Below are 15,418 nucleotides of genomic sequence, written 5' to 3' on the forward strand. Positions count from 1 at the left end.
TTTTATCAGTGACGTCCAAAAACAGGGCGCTTACGATCAAATGTCCAGCCGGGGATCAGGTACTGCATCGGCCCCGCGTCGTTACGCGCGCCACCTGGCAGTTTTTTATACGCCTCATGTGCGTGATGAACCTGATCCCAGTCAAGCTCAACGCCCAGCCCCGGTGCATCTGGTACGGCAATCTTGCCATTTTTGATTACCAGCGGTTCTTTCGTCAGGCGGGCTTCTCCCTCCTGCCAAATCCAGTGGGTATCAATGGCGGTCGGGTTGCCCGGAGCCGCCGCGCCAACGTGCGTAAACATCGCCAGCGAAATGTCGAAATGGTTGTTGGAGTGACAACCCCAGGTCAGTCCCCAGTCGTCGCAGAGCTGTGCGACGCGAACGGCACCTGAGAGTGTCCAGAAATGCGGGTCCGCCAGCGGAATATCGACCGCGTTCAGCATCACCGCGTGGCCCATTTCACGCCAGTTGGTGGCGATCATATTAGTGGCCACCGGTAGACCGGTGGCACGCCGGAATTCCGCCATTACTTCACGGCCAGAGAAGCCCTGCTCAGCCCCGCACGGGTCCTCCGCGTAGGTCAACACGTCGTCCAGCCCTTTGCATAAGGCAATGGCCTCATCCAGCAGCCATGCACCGTTCGGATCCACCGTGATGCGCGCATCCGGGAAGCGTTTTTTGAGCGCGCGGGCAGTTTCAATCTCCTGCTCGCCGGGCAATACGCCGCCTTTCAGCTTGAAATCTTTAAATCCGTAGCGATCCTGCGCGGCTTCCGCCAGCCGAACCACCGCCTCACCGGAAAGTGCCTCCTGGTGACGCAGGTGATACCACTCGTGGTCGCCAGGGGAATGCGCCAGATAAGGCAGGTCGGTTTTATTGCGATCGCCAACGTAAAACAGATAACCGAGCACCGTCACCGCGTCGCGCTGTTTTCCTGGCCCCAGCAGTTCGCAGACCGGGACCTTCAGCGCCTTACCCAGTAAATCAAGCAGCGCAGCCTCCAGCGCGGCGACAGCGTTGACGCGCAGTTCGAACGTCCAGGCGCCTTTGCCGAACGTGTCAAAGTCTGCCGACTGATTGCCCTTGTGCACCCGCTGCACCACGTTATTGAGGCGAGCTACCTCTTTCCCGACGACCAGCGGAATGGCGTCTACCAGCGTCTGGTGGATAACCTCGCCACCCGGCGCTTCCCCAACGCCGGTGTGGCCCGCGGAGTCCGTCAGCACCACGATATTGCGGGTAAACCAGGCGTTATGTGCGCCACCGATGTTGAGCAGCATACTGTCCTGTCCGGCCACCGGTATGACCTTCATGTCGGTAATCACCGGGCTTGATTGAGTCGTCATCAGCCGCGCTCCACTACAGGTTTAAGTTCCACGCGCTTGATATCACCCACCAGAACCAGGTAGCTCAGGACCGCCACCAGCGCGTGTACGCCAACGTAAATCAGCGCGCCGTTGAAGGAGCCGGTGGTTCCCACGATGTAGCCGATGGCAATGGGGGTCACAATCCCGGAGATGTTGCCAAACATGTTGAACAGTCCACCGCTCAGGCCGCTGATCTCTTTCGGTGCGGTATCCGCCATGACTGCCCAGCCGAGGGCACCGATCCCTTTACCGAAGAAGGCCATCGCCATAAAGCCAATAATCATCCACTCAGCGCTGACGTAGTTACAGAACACCATGGTCATGGAGAGCAGCATGCCGAGCACAATCGGCGTTTTACGCGCAATATTCAAAGAGCCTGTACGACGCATCAGCCAGTCGGAAATCACGCCCCCCAGCACGCCCCCTACAAAACCGCAGATAGCCGGGACTGAGGCCACAAAGCCCGCTTTCAGGATCGACATCCCACGCGCCTGCACCAGGTAAACCGGGAACCAGGTGATAAAGAAGTAAGTTAAGGCGTTAATGCAATACTGGCCCAGATAGATGCCGATCATCATGCGCGAGCCGACGAGCTGCTTGATCTGCGCCCATTTCTGGCTGAACGGCACTTTTGCTTTTGCGGATTTCTGATCCATGTTGATCAGCGCCCCGCCTTCAGCAATGTACTCCAGCTCTTTTTTATTCACGCCGGGATGCTGGTTCGGTTCGTGGATCACTTTCAGCCAGACGAAGCTAATGATGATCCCAAGCCCACCCATAAAGAAGAAGACATGTGACCAGCCCACTTCATGCGTCAGCCAGCCCATAATGGGGGCAAAGATCACCGTCGCAAAGTATTGCGCAGAGTTAAAAATTGCTACCGCCGTTCCCCTCTCCTGCGCCGGGAACCACGCCGCCACAATACGGCTGTTACCGGGGAAGGAAGGTGCTTCGGCTAAGCCCACCAGGAAGCGCAGGGTGAAGAGCGCAACGATGATGCCAAATCCGTTGAACACATCGACGAAGCCCTGCAATAGGGTAAATGCCGACCAGATGAAGATGGACCAGAAATAGACGCGTTTGGAGCCAAAACGATCAAGCAGCCAGCCGCCAGGAATTTGGCCGATAACGTAGGCCCATGAAAATGCGGAGAAAACGTAGCCCATGCCAACCGGATCAAGACCAATGTCTTTTGCCATTTCAGAACCGGCAATCGACAGCGTGGCACGGTCACCATAGTTAAAGGATGTGACGATAAACAGCATCACCACTATCCAGTAGCGCGCATTTGTGCGCTTCTCAGCGCTGCTCGCCGCGTGGCTTAATGTACTCATTGTTGCACTCCTGAATCCAGGCTCTCGCCAGTTCATTCTGTACAGCACCGGTAGGGTAACCAGAATGAGGGTTAGTATTTGGCAGTTTTGGTACGGCTTGATGCCGTTTTATAGTGCGCACTGCCTTTTTGATGACTGACCGGAAAAGTATAGGGAGAAGTGCCTCTGTCCCTCACCGTGCATGAACACAACATTGAGGGGTCAATGAGAAGTTGTTTGGGGCATAAGCCCAAAGCAGTGGAAGGTAGTTCACGGAATTCGCCGGAAGGCGGGAGAAAAGCAAAACGGTAACCGACGTTACCGTTTTGTGTTTGCGCTCGCGCCACGTGGGCGCGGGGGCCCGGGTATGCGAAGGGCTGCCCGGCCAGAGGGTTATTTAAGCAGCGTTGCCCAGTGTTCAACCCACGGGTTCGATTCACTCTCTGGCTCAGGGTGTTCACCTGCATCAATCAGCAACATCTCACCGACGCGTTGCGCGCTCTGTTCCTGCAAAAGCGCATCGAACTGCTTACCACCGCCGCAGAAATTGGCGTAAGAACTGTCGCCCAGAGCAATGATGCCGTAGTGAACATCCGGCTGATAGCCAAGCTGATCCTTGATTGCCTGGAAAAGCGGCACGATGCTGTCCGGCAGATCGCCCTGCCCGGTAGTGGAGGTAACCACCAGAATGTATTTATCTTTGTACTTTTCCCAGTCTGCCAGCTCCGGGTCTTCATAGACCGTGGCTTTATGGCCCTGGCCTGCGAGTATCGCCTCAGCCTCTTCTGCTACCAGCAGCGAGTTGCCGTACATTGTGCCGACAAAAATGCCCACTTCAGCCATGATGTATTTCCTTGATTATTGCGCTTGCTGTTCATCCTGGACGTTGCCCGATACAAACTCAACCCTTTCATTTTCGGGGAGTTGCCCCAGCCAGCCAAACTGTGACAGGGCCTGCATCCAGACGTTGTCCAGCCCCGCATGGAGAGTCAGCGGTTCGCCGGTAAACGGGTGCGTCAGGCTCAGTTCACTGGCATGCAGCATCAGACGGTCGCAGCCAAAATGTTCGGCAGCACTGCGGTTCTGGCGCAAATCGCCGTGCTTGCTGTCACCAATAATCGGATGACGCAGATGTTTCAGGTGACGGCGGAGCTGGTGTTTGCGCCCGGTTTTGGGCAACAGCTCAACCAGACTGTAGCGGGTGGTCGGAAACTTGCTGGTTGCCACCGGCATTTCCGTGGTCGCCATGCCGCGGTAATCCGTCACGGCAGGCTGCGGGCCTTTGTCATCGCGGGCAAATTTATCGGCAATTTTGTCCAGCTCTTCCACCAGAGGATAATCGAGCGTGGCGCTCTCCGTCAGCCAGCCACGAACGATCGCGTGGTAGCGTTTCTGGATCTGGTGCTGTTCAAACTGCTGCGACAGCAGGCGGCCCGCTTCGCTGGAAAGCCCCATCAGCAACACACCGGAGGTTGGCCTGTCGAGACGATGAGCCGTAAAGACGTGCTGACCAATCTGGTCGCGCACGGTTTGCATCACCACCACTTTTTCATCGCGGTCCAGCCAGCTTCGGTGCACCAGCCAGCCAGACGGTTTGTTTACCGCGACCAGCCACTCATCCTGATAGAGGATCTCAAGCGTCATGCATCTTCACCGGCAAACACAGCATCCAGCTTTTCCAGCTCAATCAGCATGACATCGCGCGTAGGGTGGGTCGCGTCCAGCGCCATTTCATAATAAGGCGCAACAGCGAACGCCTGCGGCAGCGGGTGGCCGCCGTCGAGCAGCGCGTGCATGCGCGGAATTAATACCCACTGGAGCCATTCGAACGGTGCCAGCGTATCCAGACAGAACGGCTGAGTGCTTGCGAAGGCTTCTGGCTGCGGCGCGGTCTCCTGCCACAGCTGATGTTGGCGCAATAATGCCTCGATGGCGTGCAACCGGGCACGAACGCTATCGTGTTGCGTCATAGTAACCTCAACTGAAAAAGTGAACGGCGCGCAGCATAGCATTGCAGGAGACAGAAATAAAAAAAGGGAGCACTGTAAAAACAGTGCTCCCGGTTCGTTCCGCAGCAATCCAGCTACAATTCGTGCTCCCTGCTCATCCGTGACAACTTTTCCTGAAGCCCGAAGGCCTGGTCATCCTTCACCTTGCGCATCCTGCTCACATCGTCCTGATGTGTTTGTTTCATCCTGAAACGTCCTGGCCATCCTGACCCACCGACCATCCTGACCGGCTCTCATTCTCCCTTCCTGGAGGTGTCCCTTACGCATCCTGCGCGATCCTTTTGCTTCATCCAGAAGCCTTCCTGCAGCGTCATCCTGACGTGTTCCTGGTGAGAAACGCCATCATCCTGATGTTCGTTTCTCGTGTCGGCGTCCTGTCGACACAACTAGAATCCGCTATTCTGCTTCGTCTTACAACCCATGCTGGCAGCGCTGTAAGCCGTCCCGTGCCCCCCCGGATGCGGCGATACCTCATTAACATATTGAAAAATAGAGTAATGTTAATCTTAATTAAATAAGGCAATACTGAATGATCCAGCGATCTCTCACAACTCTGTAAGAGATCTCTCACACGCGCGATAGCATCGTGGATTACAGAAGTGGCTCAAGTCGGGTAAGGAATTCCGCAAGTGAGGGGGCGAGAGTCTCGCGATTGCGGGTACCGATGGTCTCTTTAACCACTTCACCAGACAGGTTGCAGACAGAGATAACGTCCAGTTCACTGTCCAGCGTGGCAATAAAGAGCGTCGGAGAAAGCTTAAGGCGTTTTTGCGTGACCAGATGACCAATCAGGTTTTCCTGAACACGCTGCAGATCGTCTTCACTCCAGGTCTGCAACAGCGTCAGCGTGATACCAGCAAATCGCGCAGGCATATCCCCTGCAAATTGCGTGGTATAAAACGCGTGAACCGCTGGTTGTACCACAATGTCCATTGCCCGTTCAACCGCATTTACATTTTGCTCACCCGTCGGGGATTGCGGTTGCCAGATAACGTAATCATCCGGAGAAGAGATAATACACGGCGAAGGTACGCCATATAAGTCAGTGCTTTGCGGCCAAGTGCCGTGCGTTTCATGCCATGCATCGCAATAGCGGGTCGTGAAGGCAATGAGGGCATTTGCAGTTTCGATGTCCACCGATTTCTCTCTTCTTGTAAGACAGGATAAACTCAGCCCATAAGTGTACCTGTAAAGTGGCTATGAAACATGTCTTACGAAAATCATCAGGCGTTAACGGGCTTAACGCTGGGTAAATCGACCGATTACCGCGACACCTACGATGCAAGCCTGCTGCAGGGCGTACCGCGCAGTCTGAATCGCGATCCTCTGGGCCTGCGCGCTGACGCGCTGCCGTTTGTTGGCGGTGATATCTGGACGCTGTACGAGCTTTCCTGGCTCAACGCCCGCGGTCTGCCGCAGGTCGCAGTGGGCCATGTTGAACTGGATTATGCCAGCCAGAACCTGGTGGAATCCAAAAGCTTTAAGCTCTATCTCAACAGCTTTAACCAGACCAAATTCGACAGCCAGGAAGAGGTTCAGCATACCCTGGAGCGGGATTTAAGCGCCTGCGCACAGGGCAAGGTGAGCGTGTCACTCTATCGTCTGAATGAGCTGGAAGGGCAGCCGGTTGCCCACTTCAACGGCACCTGCATCGACGATCAGGATATCGCAGTGGATAATTACGAATTCAGTACCGATTACCTCGAAAATGCGGCAAGCGGAAAGACCGTTGAAGAGACGCTGGTAAGTCATTTACTGAAATCCAACTGCCTGATCACCCATCAGCCGGACTGGGGCTCCGTGCAGATCCAGTATCGCGGTCCGAAGATTGACCGGGAAAAACTGCTGCGCTACCTGGTGTCGTTCCGCCATCACAACGAATTCCACGAGCAGTGCGTGGAGCGCATCTTTAATGATATTCAGCGTTTCTGTCATCCCGAAACGTTAAGCGTTTATGCGCGCTACACCCGCCGTGGTGGTCTGGATATCAATCCATGGCGCACCAACACGGACTTTGTGCCTGCCACCGGCCGTCTTGTACGCCAGTAACCTAAATATTTTCGCAATATGCGCGGTCTATTCCGCGCTTTAGGTTGTGAAACGTCGTAAGCCAGGGCTATTGTAATCAACAGGGAAAGACGATAATCGTCCCGTAAGGAGCTCACTTGATTACACATATTAGCCCTCTTGGCTCAATGGATATGTTGTCGCAGCTGGAAGTGGACATGCTTAAACGCACGGCCAGCAGCGATCTTTATCAATTGTTTCGTAACTGTTCACTTGCCGTACTGAACTCCGGAAGCCTGACCGACAACAGTAAAGAGCTGCTGTCCCGCTTCGAAAGCTTTGATATCAACGTGCTGCGCCGCGAGCGTGGCGTGAAACTTGAAGTGATCAACCCGCCGGAAGAGGCCTTTGTGGACGGGCGCATCATTCGCTCCCTTCAGGCCAACCTGTTTGCCGTGCTGCGTGACATCCTGTTTGTTAACGGGCAGATCCACAACGCGGGCCGCTTCCAGCATCTCGACCTGGAAAGCTCTGTACATATCACCAATCTGGTGTTCTCCATTTTACGTAACGCCCGCGCCCTGCACGTGGGCGAAGCCCCTAATATGGTCGTCTGCTGGGGTGGTCACTCGATTAACGAAACCGAATATCTCTATGCCCGTCGGGTGGGAAACCAGCTCGGCCTGCGTGAGCTGAATATCTGTACCGGCTGTGGTCCCGGGGCGATGGAAGCGCCAATGAAAGGCGCGGCAGTGGGACACGCTCAGCAGCGTTACAAAGAAGGGCGCTTTATCGGCATGACCGAGCCGTCGATCATCGCCGCTGAGCCACCTAACCCGCTGGTTAACGAACTGATTATTATGCCGGATATCGAGAAGCGCCTCGAGGCGTTTGTCCGTATCGCCCACGGGATAATCATCTTCCCGGGCGGCGTGGGAACCGCAGAAGAGCTGCTCTACCTGCTGGGTATTCTGATGAACCCGGCTAACAAAGATCAGGTTCTGCCGTTGATCCTGACCGGGCCGAAAGAGAGCGCTGACTACTTCCGCGTACTGGACGAGTTTATCGTGCATACGCTGGGGGAAACCGCGCGTCGTCACTATCGCATCATCATTGACGATGCGGCAGAAGTGGCGCGTCAGATGAAAAAAGCGATGCCGCTGGTAAAAGAGAACCGTCGCGATACCGGAGATGCCTACAGCTTTAACTGGTCAATCCGCATCGCGCCGGACCTGCAGATCCCGTTCGAACCATCCCACGAAAACATGGCCAACCTGAAACTGTACCCGGACCAGCCGGTAGAAGTCCTGGCTGCCGACCTGCGACGCGCCTTCTCCGGCATCGTGGCGGGTAACGTGAAAGAGATGGGTATCCGTGCTATTGAGAAGTATGGTCCGTATAAGATCCATGGCGATCGCGAAATGATGCGCCGCATGGATGACATGCTGCAGGGCTTTGTTGCCCAGCACCGCATGAAGCTACCCGGGTCAGCGTACATTCCTTGCTACGAAATCTGCACGTAACATTTTCACTCTCCTGATAAAAGCCGGGTCACGATGCTGTGGGGCCCGGCTTTTTTATTACCGAAACAACTCATAGATATTGCTTATACCTTTTACAAACTCTGATGCCACGCAAACGATTACCTCGTTTTTACAACCGTAAATTATCAGCCTTAAACTAAATTACCTGCCAGAAAATCCTAAAAACCCATTTCTTTACAGCGTAAGACACCTATCTTCGCGGGTGCTCTTTTAGCTCACATGTTGTTGATGGTAGCCTTCGCGCCCGTAAATCCTCTTCGATGTTTTTTTAATAGATAAATGGTCTAAAGATGCCCACATCAAAAGTGGATTATTGCAATTGGGATCGGGATCACTGATAGATTCATAACGAGAATGTATCTTTCCGCCCGCCAATAGTTACGGGCGAAAATTATTAAAAAACCGTCACTGAACGAATTTCATATTACCGTCAGGCACTTTTTCATCGGATTTGACTACAAACCTGACAATTTGCTTCCTCCAGGAGATACAGATGGAAACCACTCAAACCAGCACCGTTGCTTCGATTGAATCCCGAAGTGGTTGGCGCAAATCAGATACCATGTGGATGCTTGGCCTTTACGGCACAGCTATCGGCGCTGGTGTATTGTTCCTTCCTATTAACGCAGGCGTCGGCGGTCTGATTCCGCTGATCATCATGGCTATCATTGCCTTCCCGATGACCTACTTTGCGCACCGCGGCCTGACCCGCTTCGTGCTGTCCGGTAAAAATCCTGGCGAAGACATTACTGAAGTCGTTGAAGAACATTTCGGCGTGGGCGCAGGTAAACTGATTACCCTGCTCTACTTCTTCGCGATTTACCCTATTTTGCTGGTTTACAGCGTTGCAATCACTAACACCGTTGAAAGCTTCATGCTGCACCAGCTGCACATGACGCCACCACCGCGTGCCATTCTGTCTCTGATCCTGATTGTGGGCATGATGACCATTGTCCGTTTCGGTGAGCAGATGATCGTGAAAGCGATGAGCATCCTGGTGTTCCCGTTTGTGGCTGCACTGATGGTACTGGCGCTGTATCTGATTCCACAGTGGCACGGTGCCGCGCTGGAAACGCTCTCCCTGAGCAGCGCATCTGCAACCGGTAACGGCCTGCTGATGACCCTGTGGCTGGCGATCCCGGTGATGGTATTCTCCTTTAACCACTCACCGATCATCTCCTCCTTCGCCGTGGCGAAGCGTGAAGAGTACGGCGACGGTGCAGAGAAGAAATGCTCCAGCATCCTGGCGCGTGCACACATCATGATGGTGCTGACCGTTATGTTCTTCGTCTTCAGCTGCGTACTGAGCCTCTCCCCGGCGGATCTGGCGGCAGCGAAAGAGCAGAACATCACCATTCTGTCTTACCTGGCGAACCACTTTAACGCACCGGTCATCGCGTGGATGGCACCTATCATCGCGATCATCGCCATTACCAAATCCTTCCTCGGCCACTACCTGGGCGCACGTGAAGGCTTCAACGGTATGGTGATTAAATCTCTGCGCGGTAAAGGCAAGAGCATTGAAGTCAACAAACTGAACAAGATGACCGCGCTGTTCATGCTGGTCACCACCTGGGCAGTTGCCACGCTGAACCCAAGCATCCTGGGCATGATTGAAACCCTGGGCGGCCCGGTTATCGCGATGATTCTGTTCCTGATGCCGATGTACGCGATTCAGAAAGTACCTGCCATGCGCAAGTATAGCGGTCAGATTAGCAATATCTTCGTGGTTATCATGGGGCTTATCGCTATCTCCGCAATCTTCTACTCCCTGTACACCATGTTCTGATTATCACCCGCGCCGTCTCAGGACGGCGCACTCCTCCCCCTCTGACTGAAAGCAATGGACGCATCATGATTAGCGTATTCGATATTTTCAAAATCGGTATTGGTCCTTCCAGCTCTCACACCGTCGGACCAATGAAAGCCGGTAAGCAGTTCACGGATGACTTGATTGCGCGCGGCATTTTGCACGACGTAACCCGCGTGGTTGTCGATGTGTACGGCTCTCTCTCCCTGACAGGTAAGGGCCACCATACCGATATCGCCATTATCATGGGCCTGGCAGGAAACCTGCCGGATACCGTTGATATTGATGCGATCCCTGGTTTCATCCAGGACGTCAATACCCACGGTCGCCTGCTGCTGGCAAATGGCGAACATGAAGTGGAATTCCCGGTTGATCATTGCATGAATTTCCATGCTGACAACCTGTCACTGCACGAAAACGGGATGCGTATTACCGCACTGGCAGGCGACAAAGTGGTATACAGCCAGACTTACTACTCTATCGGCGGCGGGTTTATCGTCGACGAAGACCACTTTGGTGAAACCAGCACATCCTCCGTTGACGTGCCTTATCCGTACAAAACCGCGGCGGATCTTCAGCGTCACTGCCAGGAAACGGGTCTCTCCCTTTCCGGCCTGATGATGAAAAACGAGCTGGCCTTGCACAGCAAAGCGGAGCTGGAGCAGCACTTCACCAGCGTCTGGGAAGTCATGCGCGGCGGTATCGAACGCGGGATCACTACCGAAGGCGTTCTGCCCGGTAAGCTTCGCGTACCACGCCGTGCGGCAGCGCTGCGTCGGATGCTCGTGAGCACCGACAAAACGACCACGGACCCCATGGCGGTCGTTGACTGGATCAATATGTTCGCGCTGGCGGTAAACGAAGAGAACGCTGCGGGTGGCCGCGTGGTGACAGCACCGACTAACGGCGCCTGCGGTATCGTTCCGGCGGTACTGGCGTACTACGACAAGTTTATCCGCGAAGTGAACGCCAACTCGCTGGCACGCTACCTGCTGGTCGCCAGTGCGATTGGTTCACTGTACAAGATGAACGCCTCCATTTCCGGTGCAGAAGTAGGCTGTCAGGGTGAAGTTGGCGTCGCCTGCTCCATGGCTGCGGCGGGTCTGGCAGAACTGCTGGGCGCAAGCCCGACACAGGTCTGTATTGCGGCTGAAATCGGCATGGAACATAACCTGGGTCTGACCTGCGACCCGGTTGCCGGACAGGTACAGGTGCCTTGCATCGAGCGTAACGCCATCGCCTCCGTGAAGGCGGTCAACGCCGCACGTATGGCGCTGCGTCGTACCAGTGAACCGCGCGTTTGCCTCGATAAAGTTATCGAAACCATGTACGAAACAGGTAAAGATATGAACGCCAAATACCGCGAAACATCTCGCGGCGGCCTGGCGATGAAGATCGTGACCTGCGATTAAGCCTTTCAGGAAGCCTCGTTTTGCGAGGCTTCTTCCTGTTTTCCCCACCGCACATAGTTTCCCACCGCTGACAATGTTACCCTTCCCCCATTAAACAGAAGGGAGATTATCTGTGGCTGTTCATTTGCTTATCGTCGATGCGCTCAACCTCATTCGCCGGATCCATGCGGTGCAAGGTACGCCCTGTAAGGACACGTGTCTGCACGCGCTGGAGCAACTTATCCGCCATAGCGAACCGACCCATGTGGTTGCCGTTTTTGATGACGAAGCGCGTAACAGCGGCTGGCGACACCAGCGCCTTCCCGACTACAAGGCCGGGCGCGCACCAATGCCTGACGATTTGCATGCCGAAATGCCGGCCATTCGCGCCGCCTTTGAACAGCGCGGCGTTCCCTGCTGGGGAGCCCATGGCAATGAAGCCGATGATCTGGCTGCCACGTTAGCCGTCAAGGTCGCGAGCGCCGGACATCAGGCCACCATCGTCTCAACCGATAAAGGCTACTGCCAGCTGCTTTCGCCCACCGTCCGCATTCGCGATTACTTCCAGAAGCGCTGGCTTGATGCCCCCTTTATCGCCAGTGAGTTTGGCGTCTCGCCGGAACAACTTCCTGACTACTGGGGGCTGGCCGGAATAAGCAGCTCGAAGGTTCCGGGAGTGGCAGGCATCGGGCCGAAAAGTGCCGCCCAACTGCTGACAGATTTTCAGAGTCTGGAAGGGATTTACGCCAGGCTGGACGAGGTCCCCGAAAAATGGCGCAAAAAGCTGGAGGCGCATAAAGAGATGGCCTTTATCTGCCGGGATGTGGCGACGTTACAGACGGATTTGCAGCTGGACGGGAACTTGCAGCAGTTGCGCTTAGAACGTTAAATCGTTTTCAGATGAATCGCCCGGCAAGCAAAACGCCACCGGGCAATGTAACGCGTATTATCGCTCGTCGCGACGTCCGCCGACAGCAGCCCACCAGCGACGAATGTGCACCGTCACTTCTTCGCGGTCGTGATACAGCTGGCGCGCCTGAATCTCCACGTTAATGCCGTGCTCATCCATTTGCGCCTGGATATAGGCCAGGTTTTGCGAGACTTCCTCATAGCGCTTTTTCATCGGCAGCTTGAGGTTAAAGATAGTCTCACGGCACCAGCCGTTCACCAGCCAGGAGGCCATCAGCGCGGCCACTTTTGCTGGCTTCTCAACCATATCGCACACCATCCAGGAGATGTTGTTGCGGGTGGGACGATAGCGGAAACCATCTTCACGCAGCCAGGTGACCTGTCCGGTATCCATCAGGCTCTGGGCCATCGGGCCGTTATCAACCGAAGAGACCCACATGTTGCGTTTCACCAGTTGATAGGTCCAGCCGCCCGGACACGCGCCGAGATCGACCGCGTACATGCCGTTCGCCAGACGCTCATCCCACTCATCCGCCGGGATAAACACGTGGAACGCCTCTTCCAGCTTCAGGGTAGAACGGCTTGGCGCATCTGAAGGGAATTTCAGACGCGGAATGCCCATGAAGAAGGGAGAGTTGTTATTGGTGTAGGAGTAACCCGTGTAGCAGCAGCCAGGGGCGATAAAGAATATATGCACCACCGGACGTTTTGGCGTTTCGTAGTTTGTCAGCACGCCTGCGTCACGCAGTGCAGCGCGCAGCGGTACGGTGAACTTACGGCAGAACTTCATCAGCTCTTTGCTTTCGTTGGTATCCGCGACTTCAACACGCAGCTCGCCACCCTTTTCCACGACGCCCTGCAGCATACCCACGACCGGCGTGATGCGGTCTTCCGGCGGAAGATCTTTTAGCAGTTCACCGGCGACAAACATCTGGCGAGCGAAGATCAGGGAGCTGAACGGCAGCTCACGCGCGAGTTTATCCGCATCCTCAGGCTGGTAGCACTCGAATACGACGTAGCCGGCATTTTCTTTAACGCGTGCAAAGCCAAAGACTTCGCGCTTCGCCGCTTTATCAGTAATTTCCGCGGCGCACTCTTTCTCAAACCCCGGGCGACAATATAAAACAACCTTATTCATGAACAACGCCCTTGCGTTTCAGACGGATGGCTCCGATAAACATTAATACCCAACCTGCCAGGAAGCTGACGCCGCCAACAGGTGTAACAAACGCCCACAGGCGTAAATGCGAAAGCGCCAGGCAGTACAGACTACCGCTGAACAACACGGTGCCTAACGCCAGGAATACGCTGCTCCAGTAAAACCAGATGCTGATGCGGCGCTGCATTGCCACCGCCAGCCCAAAAATCGCCAGCGTGTGGAATGCCTGGTATTCAAGGCCGGTCTGGATCCAGCCCATTTCTACCGCCCCCAACGACTTGCTTAATACATGTGCGCCAAAGGCGCCCAGTGCAACAAAAATAAAGCCACTCACCGCGGCAAAAATCAGCATGAATCGGCTGGTCATGTTTAAATCCTAAAGTGATGCGTGCCCGGCACACAAAAGTTACTGTTCATACCTGAAGCGGAATTTTTCTTGCTCACTCGCCGCTTTCGCCAGAATCCACTGTCGGAAAGCGGCTATTTTACCCAGTTCTGCCTGACTGTCATGACAAACCAGATAAAACGCGTTCTTGCTGACCAGCACATCATTAAATGGACAAACCAGACGGCCTGCCTCAATTTCGGACTGCGCCATGACGTTATTCGCCAACGCCACGCCTTGCCCGTGAATGGCAGCCTGTAACACCATTGCGCTGTGGCTAAAAATGGGGCCCTGCTGCACGTTTATATGATTAAGACCTAATTGACGGGTATAAGTTTGCCAGTCACGGCGAGAAGCATCATGTAAAAGCGTATGTCGCGCCAGGTCAGCGGGGGTCTTCAGCGCCTTTTCGCCCGTTAAGAGCAGCGGTGAACAGACCGGCAGCAGATATTCTGCGTATAATTTTTCGACACGCAAGCCTGGCCAGTTACCGCGGCCATAAAAAATGGCGACGTCCACATCATCGGCCAGCTTGTCTTCCTGACGGTCCACCGCCTGGATTCGAACGTCGATTCCCGGATAAGCTGAGTTAAAGCTTGTGAGTCTTGGCACCAGCCACTGAATGGCAAAACTGGGTAATAAACTTACCGTCAGCGCGCCTTTTGCACTGCGGGCCTGCAGCTTGCGCGTGGCTTCCGTGAGCTGGGAAAAAATCTCTTTAATATCCTGAAAATAGCTCTGCCCCTCTTCGGTCAACAGTAATGAACGGTTGCGCCGACGGAACAGCTTAAGGCCCAGGAAATCCTCCAGAGACTTGATTTGGTGACTTACTGCGGCCTGTGTCACAAAAAGCTCATCGGCTGCGCGCGTGAAACTCAGGTGACGTGCTGCTGCATCAAAAACACGTAATGCATTTAGGGGTGGCAATCGCTTCGACATGGTTATCTGGCTTAGATGTTAACGAGATTTAACAAACAGGAAACAATGTTTAACCTATTAGTTTTTTTTATCTGAGCCATTATAATTTGTCCGTTGAGGAACTACCAGCAAATACCTATAGTGGCGGCACTTCCTGAGCCGGAACGAAGAGCTTTTTTCGGAATGCGTGTTCTGAAGGGCTTTTGGCTTACGGTTGTGATGTTGTGTTGTTGTGTTTGCAATTGGTCTGCGATTCAGACCACGGTAGCAACGCTACCAATTTTTCACTTCCTGTACATTTACCCTGTCTGTCCATAGTGATTAATGTAGCACCGCCAATTTGCGGTGCTTTTTTTTCGCCTGCGATCGATTAATGCTCGATTTCTTTCATTTCCTTCACGTCAGTGCGATTAATCTGCTGCTTGTTCCCGTTCGCATCTTTATAAGAAATCATACCGGTGTCGTTATCGGTTGTCGGTTTCCCTTCAGAGACGATAGAACGGCCATCGTTAGTATGCATTACGTAGTTGTTACCGGAACAGGCGCTCAGGGCAAAGGTCAACGCACAGGCAGAGATAATGGCGGCTGTCTTTTTCATGCTTATTC

15 protein-coding genes are annotated in these 15,418 nt (G+C 54.4%); 5 read left to right on the top strand and 10 right to left on the bottom strand.

The window, feature by feature from the left end; all coding sequences use genetic code 11:
- Window positions 1-5: 5 nt before the first annotated feature.
- The 6 genes from HV242_RS18710 to syd form a co-directional block, all read right to left on the bottom strand.
- Window positions 6-1,346 carry an enolase C-terminal domain-like protein gene (locus tag HV242_RS18710; protein WP_025203355.1) on the bottom strand — a complete coding sequence of 447 codons (1,341 nt, stop codon included), beginning with the start codon at window positions 1,344-1,346 and terminating at the stop codon, window positions 6-8.
- Window positions 1,346-2,701 (bottom strand): MFS transporter, encoded by a 1,356-nt coding sequence (locus HV242_RS18715; RefSeq protein ID WP_020883799.1) that lies wholly within the window; start codon window positions 2,699-2,701, stop codon window positions 1,346-1,348. Before HV242_RS18715 ends, HV242_RS18710 begins: the two co-directional genes overlap by 1 nt.
- Window positions 2,702-3,073: 372 nt before the next feature.
- A complete protein-coding gene (locus tag HV242_RS18720) occupies window positions 3,074-3,523 on the bottom strand; it encodes a flavodoxin (protein ID WP_014171421.1) in 450 nt (149 codons plus the stop codon).
- 15 nt (window positions 3,524-3,538) lie between these two features.
- Entirely contained in the window at window positions 3,539-4,324 is a 786-nt protein-coding gene (truC, locus tag HV242_RS18725; RefSeq protein ID WP_014171422.1) for a tRNA pseudouridine(65) synthase TruC, read from the bottom strand.
- Window positions 4,321-4,650: a YqcC family protein gene (locus HV242_RS18730; RefSeq protein ID WP_047956040.1), complete on the bottom strand. Its 330-nt coding sequence runs from the start codon at window positions 4,648-4,650 to the stop codon at window positions 4,321-4,323. The genes truC and HV242_RS18730 overlap by 4 nt, the downstream gene beginning before the upstream one ends.
- A 630-nt stretch (window positions 4,651-5,280) precedes the next feature.
- Window positions 5,281-5,826, bottom strand: a complete 546-nt coding sequence (gene syd, locus HV242_RS18735) for a SecY-interacting protein (RefSeq protein ID WP_050737235.1) — start codon at window positions 5,824-5,826, stop codon at window positions 5,281-5,283.
- Between the two features lie 69 nt (window positions 5,827-5,895).
- Between syd and queF the strand changes: the two genes are divergently transcribed.
- The 5 genes from queF to xni all read left to right on the top strand — a co-directional run bounded on the left by queF (window position 5,896) and on the right by xni (window position 12,330).
- On the top strand, window positions 5,896-6,738 hold the full coding sequence (gene queF / locus HV242_RS18740) for an NADPH-dependent 7-cyano-7-deazaguanine reductase QueF (RefSeq protein WP_020883795.1): 843 nt from the start codon (window positions 5,896-5,898) through the stop codon (window positions 6,736-6,738).
- 116 nt (window positions 6,739-6,854) lie between these two features.
- Window positions 6,855-8,219, top strand: coding sequence for a nucleotide 5'-monophosphate nucleosidase PpnN (ppnN, locus tag HV242_RS18745; RefSeq protein WP_014171428.1), 1,365 nt, complete (start codon window positions 6,855-6,857; stop codon window positions 8,217-8,219).
- Between the two features lie 514 nt (window positions 8,220-8,733).
- Window positions 8,734-10,029, top strand: a complete 1,296-nt coding sequence (locus HV242_RS18750) for an HAAAP family serine/threonine permease (RefSeq protein ID WP_020883794.1) — start codon at window positions 8,734-8,736, stop codon at window positions 10,027-10,029.
- Window positions 10,030-10,094: 65 nt separating this feature from the next.
- The gene (locus HV242_RS18755) at window positions 10,095-11,462 is read left to right on the top strand and encodes an L-serine ammonia-lyase (RefSeq protein WP_047356689.1); all 1,368 of its coding nucleotides are present in this window, start codon (window positions 10,095-10,097) and stop codon (window positions 11,460-11,462) included.
- Between the two features lie 112 nt (window positions 11,463-11,574).
- Entirely contained in the window at window positions 11,575-12,330 is a 756-nt protein-coding gene (gene xni / locus HV242_RS18760; RefSeq protein ID WP_014171431.1) for a flap endonuclease Xni, read from the top strand.
- A gap of 57 nt (window positions 12,331-12,387) precedes the next feature.
- On the opposite strand, the gene rlmM is transcribed toward xni, so the two are convergent.
- The 4 genes from rlmM to HV242_RS18780 all read right to left on the bottom strand — a co-directional run bounded on the left by rlmM (window position 12,388) and on the right by HV242_RS18780 (window position 15,410).
- Complete coding sequence (gene rlmM / locus HV242_RS18765; RefSeq protein WP_020883791.1) at window positions 12,388-13,488, bottom strand: 23S rRNA (cytidine(2498)-2'-O)-methyltransferase RlmM; 1,101 nt, start codon at window positions 13,486-13,488, stop codon at window positions 12,388-12,390.
- Window positions 13,481-13,876: a DUF423 domain-containing protein gene (locus tag HV242_RS18770; protein WP_008499646.1), complete on the bottom strand. Its 396-nt coding sequence runs from the start codon at window positions 13,874-13,876 to the stop codon at window positions 13,481-13,483. The genes rlmM and HV242_RS18770 overlap by 8 nt, the downstream gene beginning before the upstream one ends.
- Window positions 13,877-13,915: 39 nt before the next feature.
- On the bottom strand, window positions 13,916-14,833 hold the full coding sequence (gene gcvA, locus HV242_RS18775; protein ID WP_014171433.1) for a glycine cleavage system transcriptional regulator GcvA: 918 nt from the start codon (window positions 14,831-14,833) through the stop codon (window positions 13,916-13,918).
- 349 nt (window positions 14,834-15,182) lie between these two features.
- On the bottom strand, window positions 15,183-15,410 hold the full coding sequence (locus HV242_RS18780) for a YgdI/YgdR family lipoprotein (RefSeq protein ID WP_003862759.1): 228 nt from the start codon (window positions 15,408-15,410) through the stop codon (window positions 15,183-15,185).
- Window positions 15,411-15,418 lie beyond the last annotated feature (8 nt).

This window comes from Enterobacter sp. RHBSTW-00593, assembly GCF_013784105.1.
Taxonomy (GTDB): Bacteria; Pseudomonadota; Gammaproteobacteria; order Enterobacterales; family Enterobacteriaceae; genus Enterobacter; species Enterobacter ludwigii.

Bases quoted from the DNA above. Each gene is read 5' to 3' on its own strand.
- HV242_RS18710 (WP_025203355.1), bottom strand. From the start codon at position 1,346: ATGACGACTCAATCAAGCCCGGTGATTACCGACATGAAGGTCATACCG.
- HV242_RS18715 (WP_020883799.1), bottom strand. From the start codon at position 2,701: ATGAGTACATTAAGCCACGCGGCGAGCAGCGCTGAGAAGCGCACAAAT.
- HV242_RS18720 (WP_014171421.1), bottom strand. From the start codon at position 3,523: ATGGCTGAAGTGGGCATTTTTGTCGGCACAATGTACGGCAACTCGCTG.
- truC (WP_014171422.1), bottom strand. From the start codon at position 4,324: ATGACGCTTGAGATCCTCTATCAGGATGAGTGGCTGGTCGCGGTAAAC.
- HV242_RS18730 (WP_047956040.1), bottom strand. From the start codon at position 4,650: ATGACGCAACACGATAGCGTTCGTGCCCGGTTGCACGCCATCGAGGCA.
- queF (WP_020883795.1), top strand. From the start codon at position 5,896: ATGTCTTACGAAAATCATCAGGCGTTAACGGGCTTAACGCTGGGTAAA.
- HV242_RS18750 (WP_020883794.1), top strand. From the start codon at position 8,734: ATGGAAACCACTCAAACCAGCACCGTTGCTTCGATTGAATCCCGAAGT.
- HV242_RS18755 (WP_047356689.1), top strand. From the start codon at position 10,095: ATGATTAGCGTATTCGATATTTTCAAAATCGGTATTGGTCCTTCCAGC.
- rlmM (WP_020883791.1), bottom strand. From the start codon at position 13,488: ATGAATAAGGTTGTTTTATATTGTCGCCCGGGGTTTGAGAAAGAGTGC.
- HV242_RS18770 (WP_008499646.1), bottom strand. From the start codon at position 13,876: ATGACCAGCCGATTCATGCTGATTTTTGCCGCGGTGAGTGGCTTTATT.
- gcvA (WP_014171433.1), bottom strand. From the start codon at position 14,833: ATGTCGAAGCGATTGCCACCCCTAAATGCATTACGTGTTTTTGATGCA.
- HV242_RS18780 (WP_003862759.1), bottom strand. From the start codon at position 15,410: ATGAAAAAGACAGCCGCCATTATCTCTGCCTGTGCGTTGACCTTTGCC.